This window comes from Acidocella sp. C78 (assembly GCF_907164655.1).
The window spans coordinates 17,756-37,085 of sequence record NZ_CAJQZK010000096.1; the positions used below are offsets into that span (position 1 = coordinate 17,756).

The 19,330-nt window shown below is 69.3% G+C and carries 17 protein-coding genes and 2 pseudogenes; 9 read left to right on the plus strand and 10 right to left on the minus strand.

Translation table 11 applies throughout. The features are described 5' to 3' along the window. Positions 1-4 precede the first annotated feature (4 nt). From ACIDOCELLA78_RS94570 to ACIDOCELLA78_RS94590, 5 genes are all read right to left on the minus strand, one after another. Positions 5-1,345, minus strand: coding sequence for a glutamine synthetase family protein (locus tag ACIDOCELLA78_RS94570; protein ID WP_201729582.1), 1,341 nt, complete (start codon positions 1,343-1,345; stop codon positions 5-7). A 129-nt stretch (positions 1,346-1,474) separates the two neighbouring features. Next, positions 1,475-2,551 (minus strand): spermidine/putrescine ABC transporter substrate-binding protein, encoded by a 1,077-nt coding sequence (locus tag ACIDOCELLA78_RS94575; RefSeq protein WP_201729583.1) that lies wholly within the window; start codon positions 2,549-2,551, stop codon positions 1,475-1,477. Positions 2,552-2,626: 75 nt separating this feature from the next. After that, the gene (locus ACIDOCELLA78_RS94580; protein ID WP_249676562.1) at positions 2,627-3,466 is read right to left on the minus strand and encodes an ABC transporter permease; all 840 of its coding nucleotides are present in this window, start codon (positions 3,464-3,466) and stop codon (positions 2,627-2,629) included. Between the two features lie 10 nt (positions 3,467-3,476). Then, positions 3,477-4,406: an ABC transporter permease gene (locus ACIDOCELLA78_RS94585; RefSeq protein WP_201729585.1), complete on the minus strand. Its 930-nt coding sequence runs from the start codon at positions 4,404-4,406 to the stop codon at positions 3,477-3,479. Beyond that, positions 4,403-5,509 (minus strand): ABC transporter ATP-binding protein, encoded by a 1,107-nt coding sequence (locus ACIDOCELLA78_RS94590; protein WP_249676566.1) that lies wholly within the window; start codon positions 5,507-5,509, stop codon positions 4,403-4,405. Before ACIDOCELLA78_RS94590 ends, ACIDOCELLA78_RS94585 begins: the two co-directional genes overlap by 4 nt. A gap of 378 nt (positions 5,510-5,887) precedes the next feature. Here ACIDOCELLA78_RS94590 and ald point away from each other — a divergent pair. The 4 genes and pseudogenes from ald to ACIDOCELLA78_RS94610 all read left to right on the plus strand — a co-directional run bounded on the left by ald (position 5,888) and on the right by ACIDOCELLA78_RS94610 (position 10,621). Then, positions 5,888-7,002: pseudogene (gene ald, locus ACIDOCELLA78_RS94595) on the plus strand (alanine dehydrogenase). A gap of 2 nt (positions 7,003-7,004) precedes the next feature. Beyond that, on the plus strand, positions 7,005-7,628 hold the full coding sequence (locus ACIDOCELLA78_RS94600; RefSeq protein WP_201729587.1) for a cupin domain-containing protein: 624 nt from the start codon (positions 7,005-7,007) through the stop codon (positions 7,626-7,628). Between the two features lie 253 nt (positions 7,629-7,881). Next, positions 7,882-9,258, plus strand: coding sequence for an aspartate aminotransferase family protein (locus tag ACIDOCELLA78_RS94605; protein ID WP_201729588.1), 1,377 nt, complete (start codon positions 7,882-7,884; stop codon positions 9,256-9,258). A gap of 1 nt (position 9,259) precedes the next feature. Continuing rightward, positions 9,260-10,621: a glutamine synthetase family protein gene (locus ACIDOCELLA78_RS94610; protein WP_201729589.1), complete on the plus strand. Its 1,362-nt coding sequence runs from the start codon at positions 9,260-9,262 to the stop codon at positions 10,619-10,621. Between the two features lie 19 nt (positions 10,622-10,640). On the opposite strand, the gene ACIDOCELLA78_RS94615 is transcribed toward ACIDOCELLA78_RS94610, so the two are convergent. Together ACIDOCELLA78_RS94615 and ACIDOCELLA78_RS94620 are read right to left on the minus strand one after the other, a co-directional pair. Beyond that, complete coding sequence (locus ACIDOCELLA78_RS94615; protein WP_249676569.1) at positions 10,641-12,662, minus strand: sigma-54-dependent Fis family transcriptional regulator; 2,022 nt, start codon at positions 12,660-12,662, stop codon at positions 10,641-10,643. Next, the gene (locus ACIDOCELLA78_RS94620; protein ID WP_201729590.1) at positions 12,655-13,131 is read right to left on the minus strand and encodes a hypothetical protein; all 477 of its coding nucleotides are present in this window, start codon (positions 13,129-13,131) and stop codon (positions 12,655-12,657) included. The genes ACIDOCELLA78_RS94615 and ACIDOCELLA78_RS94620 overlap by 8 nt, the downstream gene beginning before the upstream one ends. Positions 13,132-13,449: 318 nt before the next feature. Here ACIDOCELLA78_RS94620 and ACIDOCELLA78_RS94625 point away from each other — a divergent pair, with 318 nt between their 5' ends. Beyond that, positions 13,450-13,809 carry a DUF167 domain-containing protein gene (locus ACIDOCELLA78_RS94625; protein WP_201729591.1) on the plus strand — a complete coding sequence of 120 codons (360 nt, stop codon included), beginning with the start codon at positions 13,450-13,452 and terminating at the stop codon, positions 13,807-13,809. An 80-nt stretch (positions 13,810-13,889) separates the two neighbouring features. Here ACIDOCELLA78_RS94625 and ACIDOCELLA78_RS94630 read toward each other — a convergent pair whose 3' ends face one another. The 3 genes from ACIDOCELLA78_RS94630 to ACIDOCELLA78_RS94640 all read right to left on the minus strand — a co-directional run bounded on the left by ACIDOCELLA78_RS94630 (position 13,890) and on the right by ACIDOCELLA78_RS94640 (position 15,862). Continuing rightward, entirely contained in the window at positions 13,890-14,471 is a 582-nt protein-coding gene (locus ACIDOCELLA78_RS94630) for a TIGR04282 family arsenosugar biosynthesis glycosyltransferase (protein WP_201729592.1), read from the minus strand. Positions 14,472-14,641: 170 nt separating this feature from the next. Continuing rightward, positions 14,642-15,325: a septal ring lytic transglycosylase RlpA family protein gene (locus ACIDOCELLA78_RS94635; protein WP_249676572.1), complete on the minus strand. Its 684-nt coding sequence runs from the start codon at positions 15,323-15,325 to the stop codon at positions 14,642-14,644. Between the two features lie 69 nt (positions 15,326-15,394). Then, positions 15,395-15,862, minus strand: coding sequence for a DUF488 family protein (locus tag ACIDOCELLA78_RS94640; RefSeq protein WP_201729593.1), 468 nt, complete (start codon positions 15,860-15,862; stop codon positions 15,395-15,397). Positions 15,863-16,116: 254 nt separating this feature from the next. Here ACIDOCELLA78_RS94640 and ACIDOCELLA78_RS94645 point away from each other — a divergent pair, with 254 nt between their 5' ends. The 4 genes and pseudogenes from ACIDOCELLA78_RS94645 to ACIDOCELLA78_RS94660 form a co-directional block, all read left to right on the plus strand. After that, positions 16,117-17,730, plus strand: coding sequence for a GAF domain-containing protein (locus ACIDOCELLA78_RS94645; protein ID WP_249676576.1), 1,614 nt, complete (start codon positions 16,117-16,119; stop codon positions 17,728-17,730). A 74-nt stretch (positions 17,731-17,804) separates the two neighbouring features. Further along, positions 17,805-18,125, plus strand: a pseudogene (locus tag ACIDOCELLA78_RS94650) (PAS domain-containing protein); the annotation flags it as partial. Next, positions 18,080-18,523, plus strand: coding sequence for a diguanylate cyclase domain-containing protein (locus ACIDOCELLA78_RS94655; RefSeq protein WP_283770866.1), 444 nt, complete (start codon positions 18,080-18,082; stop codon positions 18,521-18,523). The pseudogene ACIDOCELLA78_RS94650 and the gene ACIDOCELLA78_RS94655, both read left to right, overlap by 46 nt. Then, positions 18,430-19,330 (plus strand): bifunctional diguanylate cyclase/phosphodiesterase (locus ACIDOCELLA78_RS94660; RefSeq protein WP_283770867.1); only part of this gene is annotated, 901 nt, incomplete at its 3' end. The genes ACIDOCELLA78_RS94655 and ACIDOCELLA78_RS94660, both read left to right, overlap by 94 nt.

Here is a 19,330-nt window from a genome sequence, read left to right on the forward strand (position 1 = left end):
CGGTTCAGACGTTCAGCAGCAGGTGTTCGCGTTCCCACGAGCTGATCACCCGCAGGTAGGTTTCGTATTCGAGCCGCTTCACCGCGACGAACACCTCGACCAGCTTCTGCCCGAGAATGTCGATCAGCGGCCGCGCCTGCTCCATCATCTCGAGCGCGTGCGAGAGTTCGCGCGGCAGCGAATAGGGCTGCGAATAGGCCGAGCCGCGGAAGGCCGGCGTCGGCGTCAGCCCTTCCACCATGCCGAGATAGCCGCAGGCGAGCGAGGCGGCGAAGGCGAGATAGGGGTTCGCATCCGCCCCCGGCACCCGGTTCTCGACGCGCATCGCATCCGCCTCGCCATAGGGCACGCGCAGCCCGCAGGTCCGGTTGTCGTGCCCCCATTGCAGGTTGATCGGCGCGTTGGAGAACCGCGTCAGCCGCCGATACGAATTCACGTTCGGCGCGAAGATCGGCATGATCACCGGGATGTATTTCTGCAACCCGGCGATGAAGGAGAGAAACAGCGGGCTCGGCCGCCCGTCAGTGTCGGCGAACAGCGTTCGCCCGGTTTCGAGATCGACCACGCTCTGGTGCACATGCATGGCGCTGCCCGGCTCCTCGTCCATCGGCTTGGCCATGAAGGTGGCGTACATGTCGTGCCGCAAGGCGACCTCGCGCACCGTGCGCTTGAACAGGAACACCTGGTCCGCCCGGTTCAGCGGATCGCCATGCAGGAAGTTGATCTCGACCTGCGCCGCCCCTTCCTCGTGGATGAGCGTGTCGAGATCAAGTTCCTGCATCTCGCAGAAATCGTACATCTCCTCGAACAGCGGGTCGAACTCGTTCACCGCGTCGATCGAGTAGGATTGTCGCCCGGTTTCCTGCCGGCCCGACCGGCCGACCGGTGGCGCCAGCGGATAGTCGGGATCGGTATTGCGCCCGACCAGGTAGAATTCCAGCTCCGGCGCCAGCACCGGCTTCCAGCCGCGCTCCTCGTACAGTGCGAGCACATGGCGCAGCACCTGCCGTGGCGCGATTGTCACCGGCCGGCCATTGGAATACTGGCAGTCATGGATGATCTGCGCGGTCGGCTCGTGCGCCCAGGGCACGAGGCGGACGGTGGAGGGATCGGGGATCAGGTTGATGTCGATGATCGCCGGATCGGTCAGCTTGTCGTCCGGATCTTCGGGATATTCCCCGGTGACGGACTGGATGAAGATGCTCTCTGGCAGCCGTGGCGCGCCGCCGCGCAGGAATTTCTGCGCCGGCATGATCTTGCCGCGCGGGATGCCGGTGATGTCCGGCACCAGACATTCGACTTCGGTGATGCGGTGTTCGTTGAACCATTCGGCCAGGTCGGTCATGTGTGCCTCAAGGGCGGTCCCGGCGGGCGGCGAGGCCATGCCGGCGATATGCCCGGTTGCGATGTGCGGCGCGGCGTCCCGGCGCCGCGCCGCAGGTCCGGCGCGCCCGGCTGGGCGCGCCGTCGTGTCTCAGTGCTGCCGGACCGCGGTCCAGATCGCACCGAATTCCTTGCTCTGCGCCGGAGTCAGCGCGGGAAGGAAGCTGAGCCGCTTGATCTGCGCCGGCGTCGGCGTCACCAGCGGCTGCTTGATCGCCTTGTCGAGATACGGCGCCGAGGCCGCGTTCGGGCTCGGATACATGTTGAAGTTCGAAAGCTCCGCCCCCTGCTTCGCGCCGAGGATGAAGTTGATGAACTTGTAGGCAAGCTCCGGGTCGGGCGCATGGGTCGGGATCGCCATGTTGTCCACCCAGGCTTCCGAGCCTTCCTTCGGCAGAATCCAGCCGATGTTCAGGCAGGTCTTGTCGGCGTAGCACTGCGCGACGCTGCCGCTCCAGGTCATGCCGATCGCGACCACGCCCTTCTTGAGCTGCTGCATCGTCGGATCGCCGTCGACGAAGCCGGAGAAGTTCGGCCGCTTGACCTGCGTCTCGATCAGCTTCGCCGCCTTGATCCAGGCCGCCTTGGTCTTGCAGGCGAAGCCTTCGCCGAGATAGGCGCAGGCCGCGCCGATCAGGTCGCGCCCCGAGCCCTTCATCATCGAGAACGGATAGCCCGAATTGTATTTCGGATCGAACAGCGCTGCCCAGCTGTCGGGCGGGTTCTTGATCTTGTCCTTGTTGTAGCCGATCACGATCGTGCCCCACTGATAGGGCACCACATGCGCGTCGTGCGGATCGTAGCTGACATTTCGAAAGCGCGGCAGCAGGTTCTTGAAGTTCGGCAGCTTCGCCTTGTCGAGCGTGCGGATCAGCCCCTGCTGGACGAGCTGCGGGATGTAGTAGCTCGATGGCACGACGACGTCATATTGCGAATCCCCGCCCGCGCGCAGCTTCGCCTCAAGCTCCGAGTTGGAGTCGTAATAGGTCTGCACCACCTTGCAGCCGCAATAGGCCTCGAACTTCTTGATCAGGCCCTTGCCGATATAGTCCTGCCAGTTGAACAGATAGAGCGTCTTGCCCGCGGCATGCGCGGCCGGCGCGCCACCGCCGATCGCGATCAGCGCGGCAAGCGCGCCCCCCGCGATCCTGCCCATCAATCCCTTCATCAAAAACCTCCTGTAGCGTTGATCCATCCGCGTTGCCGCGTCCTCGTCCATTGCCTTGCCGGCGGCTCGTCCGTGTCAGTCTCCCGGCCGCGCGACGAGCTTTCGCGTCCGGTTTCTCGTGAAGGCGTATTGCAGCAGCCCGGTGCCGATCACGGTGGCGATCATCAGCGTCGCCAGCGCGTTGATGTCGGGTGAAACGCCCTTCCGCGCCACCGCGCTGTAGATATAGATCGGCAGCGTCGTGCTGCCCGGCCCCGCGGTGAAGAAGCTGATCGTGAAATCGTCGATCGACAGCGTGAAGGCGAGCAGGAACCCGCCGATGATCGCCGGGCGGATCACCGGCACGGTCAGATGCAGGAAGGATTGCCGCGCATCGGCGTAAAGGTCGTGCGACGCCTCGAACATGTTCGGATCGAGCCCGGACAGCCGGGCGAACACCACGAGGGCGACGAACGGCGCCTCGAAGGTGACATGCGCGATCCCCATCGTCAGCAGCCCCGCGCCGAGCAGCCCGGTCGCGCCGTGGATGAAGCTGAAGAAGATCAGCTCGGAAATCCCGAACACCAGGCTCGGCATGATGATCGGCGTATAGATGATCAGGCTCGGCAGCGCGCTCGCGAAGCCCCGCGCGCGGCGGTCGCGATAGCGATACAGGCCGAAGCCCATCAGCGTGCCCAGCGCCGTCCCCAGCACCGAAGAGCCGATCGCCAGCGTCAGCGACCGCCGGAACGCCGCGATCACCTCGGGCGAATGCAGCAGGTCGGCATACCAGTAGAAGGTCTGCCCCCTGGCCAGAGGCGGCGGCGCGAAGGAAAAGATCGCGATCAGCAGCAGCGGCGCGTAGAGCAGCACATAAACCGGCAGGCTCATCGCCAGCAGCGAGCGGCGGGTCGATTTTCCCAGCGAGATGCCCATCATCCGCGCCTCACATCATGCTCTCCTCGGCGCCGCCGAGCCGCTTGCTCAGCACCCGGAAGGCGAGCAGCCCCGCGCAGGTGAACACCAGCATGAAGATCGTCAGCGCCGCGCCATAGGGCCAGTTCGGCGTTTCCAGGAATTGCGAGGCGATCAGCGAGCCGATCATCATCGACTTGCCGCCGCCGAGCAGCGTGGGCACCACGTAATCGCCGAAAGCGGGGATGACGACGAGAATGATGCCCGAGAGCAGGCCCGGCAGGGTCTGCGGAAACACCGTGTTCCAGAACAGCCTGGGGCCCGAGGCGTAGAGATCCCGCCCGGCCTCGACCAGCGCCCAGTCGAGCTTCTCCGCCGCGGCGTAGAGCGGCACCACCATGTAGGGCAGGTAGTTGTAGGTCAGCCCGATCTGCATCGCGAGCACGCCCGGAAACAGGCCGAGATGCGGCTGCAGCAGCCCGAGCGACTGGACCAGATGAGACAAGGCCGATTCCGGCCCGAGCAGCTCCATCCACGCATAGGTCCGCACCACCTGGTTGGTCCAGGACGGCAGCACGATGAACAGCAGCAGCAGCGGCCGCGCCGCCGGCGGGCGGGTGACGATGAAGAACACCACCGGATAGGCGAACAGCACCGTCAGCACCCCCGCACTCATCGCCTGGATGAGCGAGCGCGCGAGCACGGTGATGTTGCCCGAACTCCAGCCCAGGATCGAATAGCCGGCGACCTCGCGCAGCGGCTGAAGCGTCAGCGGCAGTTCCGGCCCGCCATAGCTGCCCGAGGTGAAGAACCCGATGCCGAGCAGGATCGCGCTCGGCAGCACGAGGAACGCCACGATCCACGCGAGGCCCGGCCCCGCCGTGACCCAGAGCCGCACCGCGCGGCCGAAGCGTTCGGCCCGCGCCGCACTCCCGCGCCGCGAGGCGGTCGCCGCACTCATGCGCCGATCAGCACGATGTTTTCGGGTTTCAGCTCGCAGGTCACCGCCTCGCCGGGCCGCCAGCTCCGCTCGGCCGCCTGGTTGTTGGTGTCATAGACCAGCAGCGGCGCGCCGTTCTCAAGCTCGACCCGATATTGCGTCGACGCGCCCATATAGATCGCCTCGCGCACGATGCCGCCCAGCAGGTTCGCCCGCCCGGCGGGCGCGCCGCCCTCGCCGTACATCCAGATTTTCTCGGGGCGGATCATCGCCGTGCCGCGCGCCGGATCGGGCGCGCCGATCGCCAGCCTGCCGAGCGGCGTCTCGATCAGCCCTCCCGGCAGCGGCGTAACCGGCCAGATGTTCGACAGGCCGAGAAACTCGGCGACGAACACGCTCGATGGCCGCTCGTAGACATCCAGCACCGGCCCGACCTGGAGCAGCCGGCCGCGCTGCATCACCCCGATCCGGTCGCTCATCACCAGCGCCTCGTGCTGGTCGTGGGTGACGAAGATGAACGTCATGCCAAGCCGCTTCTGCATCCGCATCAGCTCGACCTGCAATTCCGCCCGCAGCTTGGCGTCGAGCGCCGAAAGCGGCTCGTCGAGCAGCACCACCTCCGGCTCGTTGACCAGCGCGCGGGCGAGGGCGACGCGCTGGCGCTGCCCGCCGGAAAGCTGTGCCGGGTTGCGGTCGGCGAAGGCGTCGATCTGCAGCAGCTCCATGATCCGCCGCGTGCGCGTGCGCCGCTCGGCGCGGGCGATGCGCCGCATCCTGAGCCCGAAACCGATATTCTCCGCGACACTCAGATGCGGGAACAGCGCGTAGGACTGGAACACCGTGTTCACCGGCCGATGATGCGCCGGCACCGCTTGCATTTCCCGACCGGAGACCAGGATGCGCCCGGAATCCGGCGTCTCGAAGCCGGCGATCATGCGCAGCAACGTCGTCTTGCCGCAGCCCGAGGGGCCGAGCAGGGTGAAGAACTCGCCCGGATGGATCACGAGATTGACCCGGTCGACAGCGATGGCATCGGCGGCGAACACGCGGCTGATGTCTTCGAGAACGATCTGCCCGCGCCTCTCGGCCACCTCCGGCCCGCTTGCGGCATGCTGCGCTTTCATGGCTGCCGAGACTAGCGGTCCCGCCATTGGCCGCAAGCCCCCCGCAAGGATGTGGCCGCGGCGCCGCGTCCCGGCGGCGCATTGGTGCGTTCCATGGTCTCTCCCAGCCCTCCCGCCGGATCGCGCCGGCGGTGCGGTTCGGCCTTTGTGCCGGCTTTCGTTCCCCGTCTCGGAAGCATCGCCAAACGCAAGATGATCGTCAAGAATAATCAACGAGACCGGGGGCGGTCCGCGACATATCACCCGCCTTCGCAACGCTGTCGTTGAAAGATCCGATCGTTCCGCCGAAATCCCGCCTGATTCGGTTGCGCGGGGCAGGGGGCGCGGCTAGGCTGTGATGATTATTCTAAACATCACCGTCGCGAAAGGATCCTGCCCATGCTGATCGGCGTTCCGCGGGAGATCAAGAACAACGAATTCAGGGTCGGCCTCACGCCCGCTTCGGTGCGCGAGCTGCACGCCCATGGCCATCGCGTTCTGGTCGAGACCGGCGCGGGCGAGGGAATCGGCATGGACGATGCGGCCTATGTCCGCGCCGGCGCCGCCATCGCCCCGGATGCCGCGACCGTGTTCGCCGAAGCCGAGATGATCGTGAAGGTGAAGGAGCCGCAGCCCGTCGAATGCCGCCGCCTGCGCCCCGGCCAGATCCTGTTCACCTATCTCCACCTCGCCCCGATCCCGCGCAGGCGAAGCTGCTGATGGAGTCCGGCGCCATCGCCATCGCCTACGAAACCGTGACCGACGCGCAGGGCCGCCTGCCGCTGCTCGCGCCGATGAGCGAGGTCGCCGGCCGCATGGCGGTGCAGGTCGGCGCGGTGTCGCTGCAGAAGGCTGCCGGCGGGTTCGGCGTCCTGCTCGCCGGCGTGCCCGGCGTGCCGCCGGCGCATGTCGTCGTGCTCGGCGGCGGCGTGGTCGGCACCAACGCGGCGCGCATCGCGCTGGGCATGGGCGCCGACGTCACCATCCTCGACAAGTCGATCGCCCGCCTCGCCCAGCTCGACGATCTCTACGGCCCGCGGCTGAAAACCATGTTCTCGACCACCGAGGCGCTGGAGCAGACCGTCTTCAACGCCGATCTCGTCATCGGCGCGGTGCTCGTCCCCGGCGCCTCGGCGCCGAAGCTGGTCACGCGCGACATGCTCGGCCACATGCGCCGCGGCGCCGTGCTGGTCGATGTCGCGATCGACCAGGGCGGCTGCTTCGAAACCAGCAAGCCCACCACGCATGACAACCCGACCTACGTGGTCGACGGCGTGGTGCATTACTGCGTCGCCAACATGCCGGGCGCGGTGCCCCGCACCTCGACCTTCGCCCTCGCCCAGGCGACGCTGCCCTACGCGCTGCGCCTCGCCGGGCAGGGCTGGCGCGAGGCGCTGCGCGCCGACCCGCATCTGCGCGCCGGGCTCAACGTCGCCGAGGGGCGGATCGTCCATCCCGCCGTCGCCGCCGCCCTCGGCCACGAGCTGCTGCCGGTCGAGCGGGTTCTCGCCTGAGCATGGACGCCGACGCGCCGGCCCCGCCCGAACCGGACCGCCTCTCGCCGCCCGCCGCCGATGCCGATGCCGGGGAAGAATCCGGCGTCGGCGTGCGGCTGCGGCGGATGCGCCAGGTCTTCGGCCTCACCCAGCGCGAGCTGGCCCGCCGCGCCGGCGTCACCAACGGCGCCATCTCGCTGATCGAGCAGGGCCGGGTCAGCCCGTCGATCTCCTCGCTGAAGAAGATTCTCGACGGCATCCCGATGTCGCTCGCCGAGTTCTTCACCCTCGATCTCGCCGCCCCGGAAGACGTGTTCTTCACCGCCGCCGACCTCACCGAAATCGCTTTCGGCGAGCGGATCTCCTTCCGCATGGTCGGCCGCCGCCTGAAGGATCGCGCGCTGCAGATGCTGCACGAAACCTACGCCCCCGGCGCCGATACCGGCGAATCCATGCTCCGCCACGAGGGCGAGGAGGCGGGCGTGATCGTCAGCGGCCGCCTCCTCGTCACCGTGGGCGACCAGGAGCGCGCCCTCGGCGCCGGCGATGCCTATTATTTCCGCAGCCGCATCCCGCATCGCTTCCGCAACCCGTTCGACGCGCCCTGCGAGGTGATCAGCGCCAACACGCCGCCGAGCTTCTGACCCGGCACATTCCGGTTGAACCGCGCGGCCGGAGCCGATACTCTCCATTGGTGATGTTTTGCTCCGGTCCACCAGCGCCGGCTCCGTCCCTCCCTGGCGCGCGGCGCCAGCCCGTCTCCCCCCGCGCCGGCCTCGACCTGCATGCCGAGATGCTGCGCCTGTGCGCCCGCATCGGTTTCAGCCCGCCCCGTTCCTGATCGTTGCCGTCACGCGGCCCGCGCCGCACCCCACGCACGACAGAACGGAGCTACTCATGCAAGACCAGACCCTCGCCCTCGACTGGCAGCACGCCGATGCCGCCCACCACCTCCACCCCTTCTCCGACCACAAATCCCTCCACGAGGGGCGGGTGCGGATCATCACCGCGGGCGACGGCGTCTGGCTGACCGACGATCAGGGGAACCGCATTCTCGATGCGATGGCCGGGCTCTGGTGCGTCGCCGCCGGCTATGGCCGGGCCGAACTCGTCGAGGCGGCGGCGGCGCAGATGCGCGCGCTGCCCTTCTACAACACGTTTTTCAAGACCTCGACGCGCCCGGTCATCGCCCTGGCCGAGCGCCTCGCCGCGATGGCGCCGGGCGACCTGAATCACGCCTTCTTCGCCTGCTCGGGATCGGAGGCGGTCGATACCGCGCTGCGCATGGCCCGCACCTACTGGATCACCCGCGGCAAGCCCGCCAAGCGCATCATCATCGGCCGCGACTACGGCTATCACGGCTCGACCACGCTGGGCGCCGCCGCCGGCGGAGTGAAGGACATGCACCGCCAGGGCGCGGCACTGCCCGATTTCGCCCATATCATGCCGCCCTACTGGTATGGCCGCGGCAGCCAGATGGACCCGGACGAATTCGGCCGGCACGCCGCCCGCGCGCTCGAGGCGAAGATCGCCGAACTCGGCGCCGACAACATCGCCGCCTTCATCGGCGAGCCGATCCAGGGCGCCGGCGGCGTCATCATTCCGCCCGCGACCTACTGGCCGGAAATCCAGCGCATCTGCCGCGAGAACGACATCCTGCTGATCGCCGACGAGGTGATCTGCGGCTTCGGCCGCACCGGGCGCATGTTCGGCTGCGAAACCTTCGGCATTGCGCCCGACATGATGACCCTCGCCAAGGCCATCACCTCCGGCTACGCGCCGCTCTCCGCCGTCATGGTGGGCGATCGCGTGGCGGACGTGCTGATCAACGAGACCGGCGAGTTCTATCACGGCTTCACCTATTCCGGTCATCCGGTCTCCTGCGCCGTCGCCCTCGCCAATCTCGACATCATCGAGCGCGAGGGGCTCGCCGCCCGCGCCGCCGCCAGCGGCGAGATGTTGCGCGAAAAGCTGCGCGCCGCGCTGGACGATCTGCCGATCGTCGGCGAGATCCGCGGCGTCGGCCTGATCGGCGCGATCGAGCTGACCGCCGACCGCCGCACCCGCCGCTTCTTCGAGAAAACCGGCCGCGTCGGCACGATCTGCCGCGACCATTGCTTCGCCAACGATCTCGTCATGCGCGCGGTGCGCGACACGATGGTCTTCGCCCCGCCGCTGACCATCAGCGCCGCGGAGATCGACGACATGGTCGCCCGCGCCCGCCGCGCCATCGCAGCGACGATGGACGCGGTCCGCGCCGAGATGGCGGCCTGAGATGGACGCGCCGGCGGCGCCGGGCGATCCGCGCGCGCTGCTCGCCGATTGCGAGCTGATCGAGGCGTTCATCATCGACGTGAACGGCGTCCCCCGCGGCAAATGGCTCCAGCGCGACCGGGCGGAGGCGCTGTTCGCCGGCGGCATCGCCCTGCCGCGCTCGGCCTATCTGCTCGACATCTGGGGGCGGGACATCGTCGAGGGCGGCATCGCCTTCGACACCGGCGACCCGGACGGCAAGTGCTTCGCCGTGCCGCACAGCGTCGCCATCATGCCCTGGGCCGAGGGCCGCGCCGCCCAGGCGCTGCTGACCATGCAGGAGCCGGACGGCGCGCTGTTCTACGCCGATCCGCGCGGCGTGCTCTCCCGCGTGATCGGCACGCTCGCCGCGCGCGGCCTCACCGCGGCGGTCGGCGTCGAGCTGGAATTCTACCTGCTCGATCCCAACCGCACCGGCGGCCAGCGCGTCGCCCCGCGCGGCGCCGATGAAAGCCACTGGCGCGGCTGGCAGACCGACACGCTCGGCCTGTGGGAAATCCACGATTACGAACCCGTGCTGCGCGACCTGCTGCGCGCGGCGGACGCCCAGTCGATCGCGCTCGACACGCTGATCAGCGAGAACGGCCCCGGCCAGTTCGAGGTCACGCTGCACTACGCGGCGGATGCGCTGCGCATCGCCGACGACGCCGTGCTGTTCAAGCGCGCGGTCAAGCAGATCGCCCGCAAGCACGGCCTCGCCGCGACCTTCATGGCCAAGCCCTTCGGCAACTGGGCCGGCAGCGGCATGCATGTCCATGTCTCGCTGCTCGACCGCGCCGGGCGCAACGTCTTCACCGGCGATGAGGCGCGCGCCGCCCCGTTGCTCTATCACGCGCTCGGCGGCCTGGTCGCGGCGATGCCGGACACGATGCTGACCTTCGCCCCGCACGCCAATTCCTATCGCCGCTTCGCCCCCGGCACCCATGCGCCCGTCTTCGGCGACTGGGGGCACGACAACCGCATGTCCTCGATCCGGGTGATCAACGCCGATCCCGCCGCCGCCCGCATCGAGCACCGCGTCGCCGGGGCCGACTGCAACCCCTATCTCGTCCTCGCCGCCCTGCTCGGCGCGATCGAGGCAGGGATCGGGGAGGGGGCCGATCCCGGCGATGAAACCTTCGGCGACAAGGTGGCCGCCACGGCGCCGCGCCTGCCGATCGCCTGGAGCCAGGCGACCGAGCGCTTCGCCGGTTCGCCCCGCGCCGGCGCCATCTTCGGTGCGGCCTTCCAGTCCATCTTCGCCGCCTGCAAGCGCCAGGAAATCGCCGAATTCCGCCGCCGCATCTCGGATGTGGAATACGATGCCTATCTGAAGAACGCCTGAGGGGTCCGCCGCCGCGCGGTCAGACGAAGCCGCGGCGGATGCCGAACTGGTCGAGCTTGCGATACAGCGTCGGCCGCGAAATCCCGAGCCGCTGCGCCGCCCGGCTCAGATTGCCGCCCTCCGCCCGCAACATGTTGCAGATCGCCAGCCGCTCCGCCTCCTCGATGCTGGGCGCCGCCGCCATCGCCTCCGGCATCCTCTCGCGCGGCGGCGCGTCGTGGAACTCCGCCGGCAGGTCGGCGTGCCGCACGCGCCCGTCATGGCGCAGGATATGCAGCTTCTCCATCAGGTTGCGCAGCTGGCGCACATTGCCCGGCCAGGGGTGGGCGCGCAGCGCCTCCAGCGCCTGCGCATCGAAGACCAGCGGAGCCGCGCGCAGGCGCGCGGCGATGCGGTTGTTGAAATGCGCGACCAGCAGCAGCGCGTCGTCGCCGCGCGCGCGCAGCGGCGGCACCTCGATCGTCACCGTGCTGATCCGGTAGAACAGGTCCCGCCGGAACCGCCCGGCCTCGACCTCGCGGCGCAGGTCGCGGTTGGTCGAGGCGATGAGCCGCACCTCCACCGGCCGCGTCCGGCTGTCCCCCAGCCGGCGCACCACCCGCTCCTCCAGCACCCGCAGCAGGAAGGGCTGGATTTCCATCGGCATCTCGCCGATCTCGTCGAGGCAGAGCGTGCCGCCATGCGCCAGCTCGAACACCCCCGGCTTGCCCTCCCGGCTCGCGCCGGTAAAGGCGCCCGGCATGTGGCCGAACAGCTCGCTGCCGAACAGCTCGCGGGTGATGCCGCCGCAATTGAGCGTGATGAACGGGCTGCCCGGCGTCCGCTGGCTGCCCTCGTGGATCAGCCGTGCGAACAGCTCCTTGCCCACCCCGGTCTCGCCCTCGATCAGCACGGAGGTCACACCCGGAGTCGCCGCGACCCTGCGGGCGATCTCCACCGCATGATGCAGCGCGGGGCTTTCGCCAATGATCTGCGGCGCGCTCCCCTCCACGCCGGCGGGTATCCCTCCCGCCGGGGTGGCCGGGCGGGGGACGCGTTCGGGAAACACTAGCGCCGCGCCGCAAATGCCGTTCTCCGCCTTCAGCGAGCTGACATGGCAGCGCCGCAGCGCGGCGGGCAGCTCATCGCCGCCGGCCCGCCCGGCGAGAAAGCGTTCGAGCCGCCGCTCCGCGGTCTCGTCCGTGGTATCGGCGCGGAAGGCGTGCAGCGTGCTTTCCGCGACATTGTGGCAATAGACCGGCCGCCCCCGATGATCGACGATCAGCAGCCCGTCGCTGCGCCGGTAATCCGTCGCCGAGGAAATGAACGCCTCCAGCAGCCGGGCGCGTTCCTCGTTGCGCTGCTCGGCCAGCGCCTTCTCGATCTCCTGCGCCGCGGCGACAACCAGCCCGATATTGTGCGGCCGGAAAATGTCCGGATGGCCGGAGAGATCGACCACGCCGATGATGCTGCTGTCGAACGGATCGCGGATCGGCGCGCCGGCGCAGGTCCAGCTCTTGATCCCGGCGCAGAAATGCTCGGCGGCATGCACGAACACCGGCACGCCGGCCCAGAGCGCGGTGCCGATCCCGTTGGTGCCGACGACATCCTCGGTCCAGGTCCCGCCGATCGCGAGATTGATGTCCATGCCGTCATGCAGGGTGCGCCGATCGCCCATCGCGTCGAGCAGCACGCCGTCGCGATCGGCCAGCACCAGCATCGCGCCGGTTCCCTCCAGCAGCCGCCCGATCGTCCCGAAGCTGCGCCGCGCCGCGCGCATCAGGTCGCGGTTGCGCTCGATCAGCGCCTCGATCTCGCGGTTCAGCGGCGCCTCGCCCTGCTGCGCGTCGATCCCGCACGAGGCGCAGCGTGACCATGATTCCCCGATCAGCGTGCGCACGCTGACACCGCGCGCGCAATGCGGCTCGCCGGCGAGCAGCCGCTCCCAGGCTTCCATCGTTGCCCGTTCGTCATAATCGGCCGCCCCGGGCGCTGCCGGCACCGTCATTTTGCCGCCCGCCCGCTGCGGCGGCGTGCGGCGGGCGGCAAGAGTGTCAACCAATGCCGAGCCGAACGCCGATCTCTTCGGCCAGTTCGTCCTCCCCCCGCTCCGGGTCGAGCCGCATTCCGTCCAGCTCGGTCAGGCTCGCCACGATCTCCGGCGCCGCCGGGGCGATGAAGCCGTTCGCCGCACTCGCCAGCACGAACACCTCCGCGGCCCCGCGCCGGACCACATTGCCCACATGATGAAGCTGGTAGCCGCTATTGCCATCGACGATGCAGACGCGGCCATTGACGCTGATCCGCACCGCCGGCGCCGCCACCTCCGCCTCCGGCCGGCTCGCCCCGCCTGTGCTGATGATCAGGCCGCGCGCCTGCGGTTCGGGCTTCGGCGCCTTGCGCGCCGAATAGCCGCCCGCGGTGATATGATCGGCGATGCGCGTGATCGTCGCCCGGTTTTCCTGCAGCACCTTGCGCATCCGCGCGTCTTCAGGTCGTGGGCCTTCGCGCCTGGTGTAGATGTTGACCATCGTTCCTCCCAAAAGAATCCTCAGGTCGTTCCATCGGCGTCGATGTTTCTGCGGATCGTCCGCCATCTCTCATTCCGAAGGGTTGAGTTATGATGGATGACGGATGAATTGGTGGTAGCCAGGTGCCGCAAGTTGTGAAAACAAGTAACGGATTGAATTTTTGTTGATATTTCCTGAACTTTTTCGACGCCTCGGCAATCCGCCCGCACGGGCGACATCCTCTCGCTGTTCCGATTCGGCGCAGTTCTCGCGGCACCGCAAAATCGGAATCGATACCCGCCGTTGCATCTGGCGCGGCACGACCCGCCGCCGCCGCCGATGACCGCGTCCCCGCCATCCCCCTTCTGGCTCGACAGCGCGGCCGGCCTTCTGGTGGCGCTGAAAGTGCAGCCGGGCGCGCGCCGCCCGCGTTTCGGCCCCATCGTCGAGGCCCCGCCATCGCCGGGCTGGCCGCCCGCGCGCCTGCGCGTCGCCGTCGCCGCGCCGCCGCAGGAGGGCCGCGCCAACGCGGCGGTGCTGAAGGCCCTGGCCGACGGTCTCGGGCTCAGCCCGTCCCGGCTCGCGCTGCGCGCCGGCGCGCAGGCGCGCGACAAGCTGGTGCTGGCCGCGGGCCTCCGCGCCGCCGATCTCGCGGCCCGTCTCGCCGCTCTCGGTCAGGAGAACGATGCTCGACGTTAGTGTCCAGAATCTGAAATCTGACGGATTTCAGATTGAAAGTGGAAATTAGAGCATCATTCGATCGCGCCGGACCGGCGATCTCAGCCCCGCGGCCCGAAGCGGGGCGGCGAGGGGATCGCCGTGTCGGCATCGGCGAGTGTCCGCAGCATCGCCACGCGATGGCGCCGGAAATTGCGCAGCGTATCGGCGAGCGTGTCCTCGCTCGACCACCGGACCCCGCCGAACGGATCGGCCGGCCGCCTGCCGGACAGGCCGATCAGCCAGTAGCCGCCATCGGCCGCCGGGCCGAACACCGCATCCGCGCCGCGCAGGCTTGTCGCCGCCCGGCGCAGATCCTCCCGCGCAATGCCGGGAATATCGCTGCCGACGATGATGACCGCCCGCCGCGGAAACCGGCGGAACACCCGGCCCATCCGCGCGCCAAGATCGCCGCGCCCCTGGCCGATCCGCCCGAAACCGCCTGCCGCGAACCGCGCGTGATGGTCCGGCGTCATCGCGACGATGCGGCAGACCCCGCGCAGCCCGCGCAGCTCGCCAAGCAGCCGCGCCAGTTGCCCGCGCGCGAAGCGCAGGGCGGCGCGGTCGCCGATCCGCTGCGCCAGCCGCCGCTTGCCGACGCCAAGGCGCGGCACGCGGGCGAATACGACGATCACCGGCGTCATCGCGCGCCCTCCGGCACCATCATCGGCGCCCGCGCCTTGGCCCGGCGCCGGGTCCGGCCTGCTCGCTCTCGCACGGCATCCGCATCTCCCGCATGGTTCGCATAGCTTTCGTCGGGAGCGCGTCGCAGGTTACGCGCGCATCGTCCAGTGAACGGCCCGGCGGCGCCGGCTCAACGGCTGGCGGCGGAAGGATCGGCCCGGCGCATGATCTGCCGGCTCGTCAGCACCGCTTGATGGATCTCCGCCGGCGTGACGAGGGCGGCGCCTGCCCCCAGCCTGACCTCGCCATTCGGCTCGGGGATCGCGATCGGCTCGACCAGCACTCTCGCCACCCCCTCCCGCAGCATCCCCAGCCGCACCGCGACGGCGGGGCTGACATCGAGCATCCGGCTCGCGACGAAGGGGCCGCGATCGTCAACGGTGACGGTGGCGCTGGTGCCGTTGGTGAGGTTGACCACCCGCGCCACGGTGCCGAGCGGCAGCGTCTTACTGGCGGCAACGGCGGCCCTGGGATTGAACCGTTGCCCGTCGGCGGTCCTGCGCCCGCGCAGGCGGGCGGCGTAGAACGATGCCCGGCCCACCTCGCTGCGCCCGGACAAATCCATCGGCGGGTGCCGCACCGCCGCCACCGCGATCGGCTTCATCGCCTGCAACCTCGCCGCCGCCGCGATCCCATGCGGTGCCGCGGGCGCTGCCGGCCGGGGCGGCGGCGGCGGCAGGGCAAGCCCGTTCACCGGATGCAGCCCGGCGCACGAGACCAGCCCGAAACTGCACAGCACGACGAACCCGAGGCGCATCGCCCCGCCCGCCTGCCGCACCCTCGCCGCCTGGGCGCATCCTTTTGATGTGTCCATGATCCAGTTGGATGGCTGCCATGCGTGGCAGAATTAAGGCAATCGTCACGAAATCGTATCAATCCTGTCTCAGGGTGACGGGGTAGAGCCGTGCACGCTGAGATGCCTGATCCTGAATCCATATCGTGCTTCCAGCAGTTCGCCCACCCGCAGCCGATGGCACTGGCAGGCCGAAGCCTCGTAGCAGAGCAGGCAGGAGGCCGCCTCTGCCGCCCATGACGCCGCCTGGGCAAGGGCGAAACCGGCCTCCGGCGTTGCCAGCCGCGCCTCGACGATGCGCCAGAACGCATCCCATTGCCGCCGCCGGTTGGCCTCCCGTCCCTCGGCCGGCGTGCCCAGCGCCTTGAGATGCCGGTAGCCGATCCCGGCCGCCGCCAGCCCCGCGTCCAGGCCGCGCTTCGAGAACCCCGCGCGGCGCGACAGCGGCAGGTCACGCACGTCGATCACCTGGCGGATGCCCGCATCGCGCAGGCACCGCACGAAATCGTCGAACCCGCAGGCCTCGTAGCCGATTGTCGCAATCTCGCCCGTCGTCATCGCCCGATCATAGGCCGGAACCTGTCGCAGGGGAGAAAAAAGAACCCCCGGACATCTCCGGGGCCAAGTCGATGGGTCGAACTTCGGAACAGGGAACGCTTCTCTCCTATCCGGCGCCGCCGTGCCGGCCGGTGGCGGGGAGGTTGCTTTTACGTCAGGTTTTATTGTGTTTCGCGTTGATTTTTATGCAAATTTGTTTACAAACAAGTCACATTTTGGAACGATCACACATATTGCAACAACAGGACGACATCATGCCGGACGGCGACGGAACGCGGGTGACATTGTCCTGCGGCCGATGCTGTCGTGGCGCGGCGATGCGTCGGTCCGCCCAGGGGCGGGCCGGGCCGCGACACCCCGGAGCGGGGCGGCATGTCCGCACTGAGTTCGATCCGGCGCCGCGAGAGATGGCGGCGCGCCACGAGCGCGGCCCGCCGCCCGCGTCGCCGCTCCACCGCATCGCCCGGCTCGCCGCGCATGGGCTCGACCTCCCGGCGGCGCTCGTCTTCCTGGTCGAGGGCCAGGCGCTGCGACTCGCCGCCACCTATGGCACCAGCCTCGCCCGGCTGCCCCGCGGCAGCGCGATCCTCGATGCCGCATGCCGTGACGATGGCGGTCTCGTCCTGCCCGATGCCGGCGCCGATCCGCGCTTTGCCGCCGATCCGCTGGTCGCCGGCCCGCCGCATATCCGCTTTTTCGCCGCTCGCCGCCTCACCCTGCCGGACAGCGAGCCGGTCGGCGCGGTCTGCGTCTTCTCGCCCCTGCCGCACCTGTCCTTCGCCAGGCGCGGCCGGCTGTTCCTGGCCGATCTGGCCGAGGCGGCGAGCGGCGAACTCGAACACCGCCGGACCACGCTCCGCCAGACCCGCATCGCCGCCGACCTCGCCTACTGGAACCGCCTGTCCGAGGAGATCGCCGGCGCCGCCGGCTTCGACGAGGCGGTCGACCGGGCGCTGGCCCATTGCGCCGAGCGCACCGGCGCCTCGCTCTGCTTCCTCGCCGGCTACCACCCGACCTACCGGCTGATCGAATACGTCACCGCCCATGTCAGCCCCGACAGCGCGCTGCGCGGCTTCGACATGACCCGCTGGCCCGGCGGCCACGCGGTCGACGATGTCAGCTTCGGCGCCGGCCTCGCCGAAGACCGCATCGTCGATTCCGGACCGCTAGCCGACATCGACGACATTCCGCATCACGTTCATCTCAGGGCCCTGTTCCGCGCCGGCATAAGGCGCCAGCTCGCCTATCCGTTCGACCTCGCCGACCGCCGCTTCGGCCTCGTGCTCGATTTCGAAACGCCCCTCATCCCCGAGGAAACCGGCCGCCTCGTGCAGGATTTCCTGGCCCGGCTCGCGCCGCTGCTGATGGGACGGCTGCGCGAGGACGCGCTGGAACGCGCCAACCGCACCCTGCGCACCATCCACGCCACGACCGAGGCCTTCGCCGGCCTCGCCACCGCCGAGGCGCTCCACGCCGCGCTCTGCCGCCTCGCCGTCGAGACCGGCGGTTACGACACGTGCTGGATCGGCCTCGCCGGCGACGAGCCCGGCCGGCCGATCCACATTGCCGCCAGCGCCGGCAATGGCGTGGCCTATGTCGAGCGGCTCCGGCTCTCCTGGTCCGACACGCCGATGGGCCGCGGGCCGGCCGGCACCGCCATCCGCGAGGCCGGATTTCCCGCTGGCGCGACATCGCGGTCGATCCGCGCTTCGAGCCCTGGAGCGCCTGGGCGCACGAAGCCGGCTTCCGGGCCTGCATGGCGTTGCCGATCGGCCTGCCGGCGACCCCGGCGCCGGCGGTGTTCACGCTCTATTCCTCCAACCCGATGGCCTTCGGCGAGGAGGAACAGGCCCTGCTGGTCGAGCTGACGGCGAACCTGACCAAGGCGCTGCGCGACGTCGCCACCCGGCAGGAGCGCGACGCCGCCCTCAACGCCAGCTCGATGAGCGAGCGGCGCATCGAATGGCTCCTCGCGGCGAGCGGCACGGTGCTCTACACCCTGTCCCTGCGCGAGGGTGGCGCCATCCCGCTCGAAATCAGCCGCAACATCGCCGGCCTGCTGGGTTACGCGCCCGAAGAGGTTCGCGGACCGGATTGGTGGCGCGATCATGTCCACCCCGACGACCTGCCGCGGGCCGGGCAGGGCGTCGCCCTCGCCATCGCCGCCGGGCACCACATCCACCGCTACCGCGTGCGCCATCGCAATGGCGGGTTCCGATGGATTCGCGACGAGCTGACGCTGCAACGCGACGACGCCGGAAACCCCGCCGCCATCGCCGGCGTCTGGATCGACATCACCGAGCATCACGCGGCCGAGGAACAGATCTACCGCCTCGCCCATCTCGATCCGCTGACCGAGCTGCCCAACCGCCGCCTGCTCAACGAGCGCCTCGGCGCCGCGCTCGACGAGGCGCGGCGGAGGGCGGCCACGGCGCCCTGCTGTTCATCGATCTCGACCGCTTCAAGACGATCAACGACATGCTCGGCCACAGCGCCGGCGATGCCGCGCTGGGGAGACCGCGCGCCGGCTGCGCGTCGTCACCGGCGCCGGCGACACGATCGCGCGCATCGGCGGCGATGAATTCGTGGTCGTGCTCGCCCCGTCAGACGCCTCCGCCGAAGCGGCCTCCGCCCGTGCCACCACGGCCGGCCGCGCCCTGATCGAGGCGATGACCAGCCAGCCCATCTCGATCGGCGAGCGGCATTATCACCTCGGCGCCAGCGTCGGCTTCACCCTGTTTCCGAAACCGGCGGACACGATCGACACGCTGATCCGCGAGGCGGACACCGCGATGTACCGGGCCAAGTCCGGCGAGGGCGACGTGGTGATGTTCCGCCCGGCGATGCACCAGTCCATCCTCGACCGTCACGCCATCGAGGACGATATCAGAAACGGGCTGAAGGAGGATCGCTTCGCGATCTGGCTGCAAGACCAGGTCGATGCCGCCGGCGCGCCCTCCAGCGCCGAGGCCCTGCTCCGCCTGCGCGGGCGCGACGGCCGGCTCGCCCCGCCCGACCGCTTCGTCGGCGTCGCCGAAACCTCCGGCCTGATCGTCCCGCTCGGCCGCTGGCTGCTGGGCGAAACCGCCCGGCTGATGGCCCGCATCGGCGCGGACCGTCCGGACTGGCGCCTGTCGGTCAATGTCAGCCCGCGGCAGTTCCGCGATCCCGCCTTCGTGACCGACGTTCTCGCCGCACTCGACCGGGAAGGCGTCGCCCCGGCACGTCTGACCCTCGAGATCACCGAGAACCTGCTGATCCGCGACACCGAGGAAGTCGCCCGGATCATGGACGCCCTCGCCGCCCGTGGGGTGCGCTTCTCGGTCGATGATTTCGGCACCGGCTATTCGAGCCTGCTCTATCTGCGGCGCCTGCCCATCCACGAGCTGAAGATCGACCGCTTCTTCATCTCCCAGGTGCCCGACGACGCCTCCGCCGTCGCCATCGTCGAGGCCATCATCGCGATGG

What these genes read in the sequence shown, in the direction of transcription:
- ACIDOCELLA78_RS94590 (WP_249676566.1), bottom strand. Translation starts at nt 5,509, where the DNA reads ATGAAAGCGCAGCATGCCGCAAGCGGGCCGGAGGTGGCCGAGAGGCGC.
- ACIDOCELLA78_RS94575 (WP_201729583.1), bottom strand. Translation starts at nt 2,551, where the DNA reads ATGAAGGGATTGATGGGCAGGATCGCGGGGGGCGCGCTTGCCGCGCTG.
- ACIDOCELLA78_RS94630 (WP_201729592.1), bottom strand. Translation starts at nt 14,471, where the DNA reads ATGACGCCGGTGATCGTCGTATTCGCCCGCGTGCCGCGCCTTGGCGTC.
- ACIDOCELLA78_RS94655 (WP_283770866.1), top strand. Translation starts at nt 18,080, where the DNA reads ATGGATTCGCGACGAGCTGACGCTGCAACGCGACGACGCCGGAAACCC.
- ACIDOCELLA78_RS94640 (WP_201729593.1), bottom strand. Translation starts at nt 15,862, where the DNA reads ATGACGACGGGCGAGATTGCGACAATCGGCTACGAGGCCTGCGGGTTC.
- ACIDOCELLA78_RS94625 (WP_201729591.1), top strand. Translation starts at nt 13,450, where the DNA reads ATGACCGCGTCCCCGCCATCCCCCTTCTGGCTCGACAGCGCGGCCGGC.
- ACIDOCELLA78_RS94645 (WP_249676576.1), top strand. Translation starts at nt 16,117, where the DNA reads ATGCCGGACGGCGACGGAACGCGGGTGACATTGTCCTGCGGCCGATGC.
- ACIDOCELLA78_RS94620 (WP_201729590.1), bottom strand. Translation starts at nt 13,131, where the DNA reads ATGGTCAACATCTACACCAGGCGCGAAGGCCCACGACCTGAAGACGCG.
- ACIDOCELLA78_RS94605 (WP_201729588.1), top strand. Translation starts at nt 7,882, where the DNA reads ATGCAAGACCAGACCCTCGCCCTCGACTGGCAGCACGCCGATGCCGCC.
- ACIDOCELLA78_RS94610 (WP_201729589.1), top strand. Translation starts at nt 9,260, where the DNA reads ATGGACGCGCCGGCGGCGCCGGGCGATCCGCGCGCGCTGCTCGCCGAT.
- ACIDOCELLA78_RS94585 (WP_201729585.1), bottom strand. Translation starts at nt 4,406, where the DNA reads ATGAGTGCGGCGACCGCCTCGCGGCGCGGGAGTGCGGCGCGGGCCGAA.
- ACIDOCELLA78_RS94600 (WP_201729587.1), top strand. Translation starts at nt 7,005, where the DNA reads ATGGACGCCGACGCGCCGGCCCCGCCCGAACCGGACCGCCTCTCGCCG.
- ACIDOCELLA78_RS94580 (WP_249676562.1), bottom strand. Translation starts at nt 3,466, where the DNA reads ATGGGCATCTCGCTGGGAAAATCGACCCGCCGCTCGCTGCTGGCGATG.
- ACIDOCELLA78_RS94570 (WP_201729582.1), bottom strand. Translation starts at nt 1,345, where the DNA reads ATGACCGACCTGGCCGAATGGTTCAACGAACACCGCATCACCGAAGTC.
- ACIDOCELLA78_RS94635 (WP_249676572.1), bottom strand. Translation starts at nt 15,325, where the DNA reads ATGGACACATCAAAAGGATGCGCCCAGGCGGCGAGGGTGCGGCAGGCG.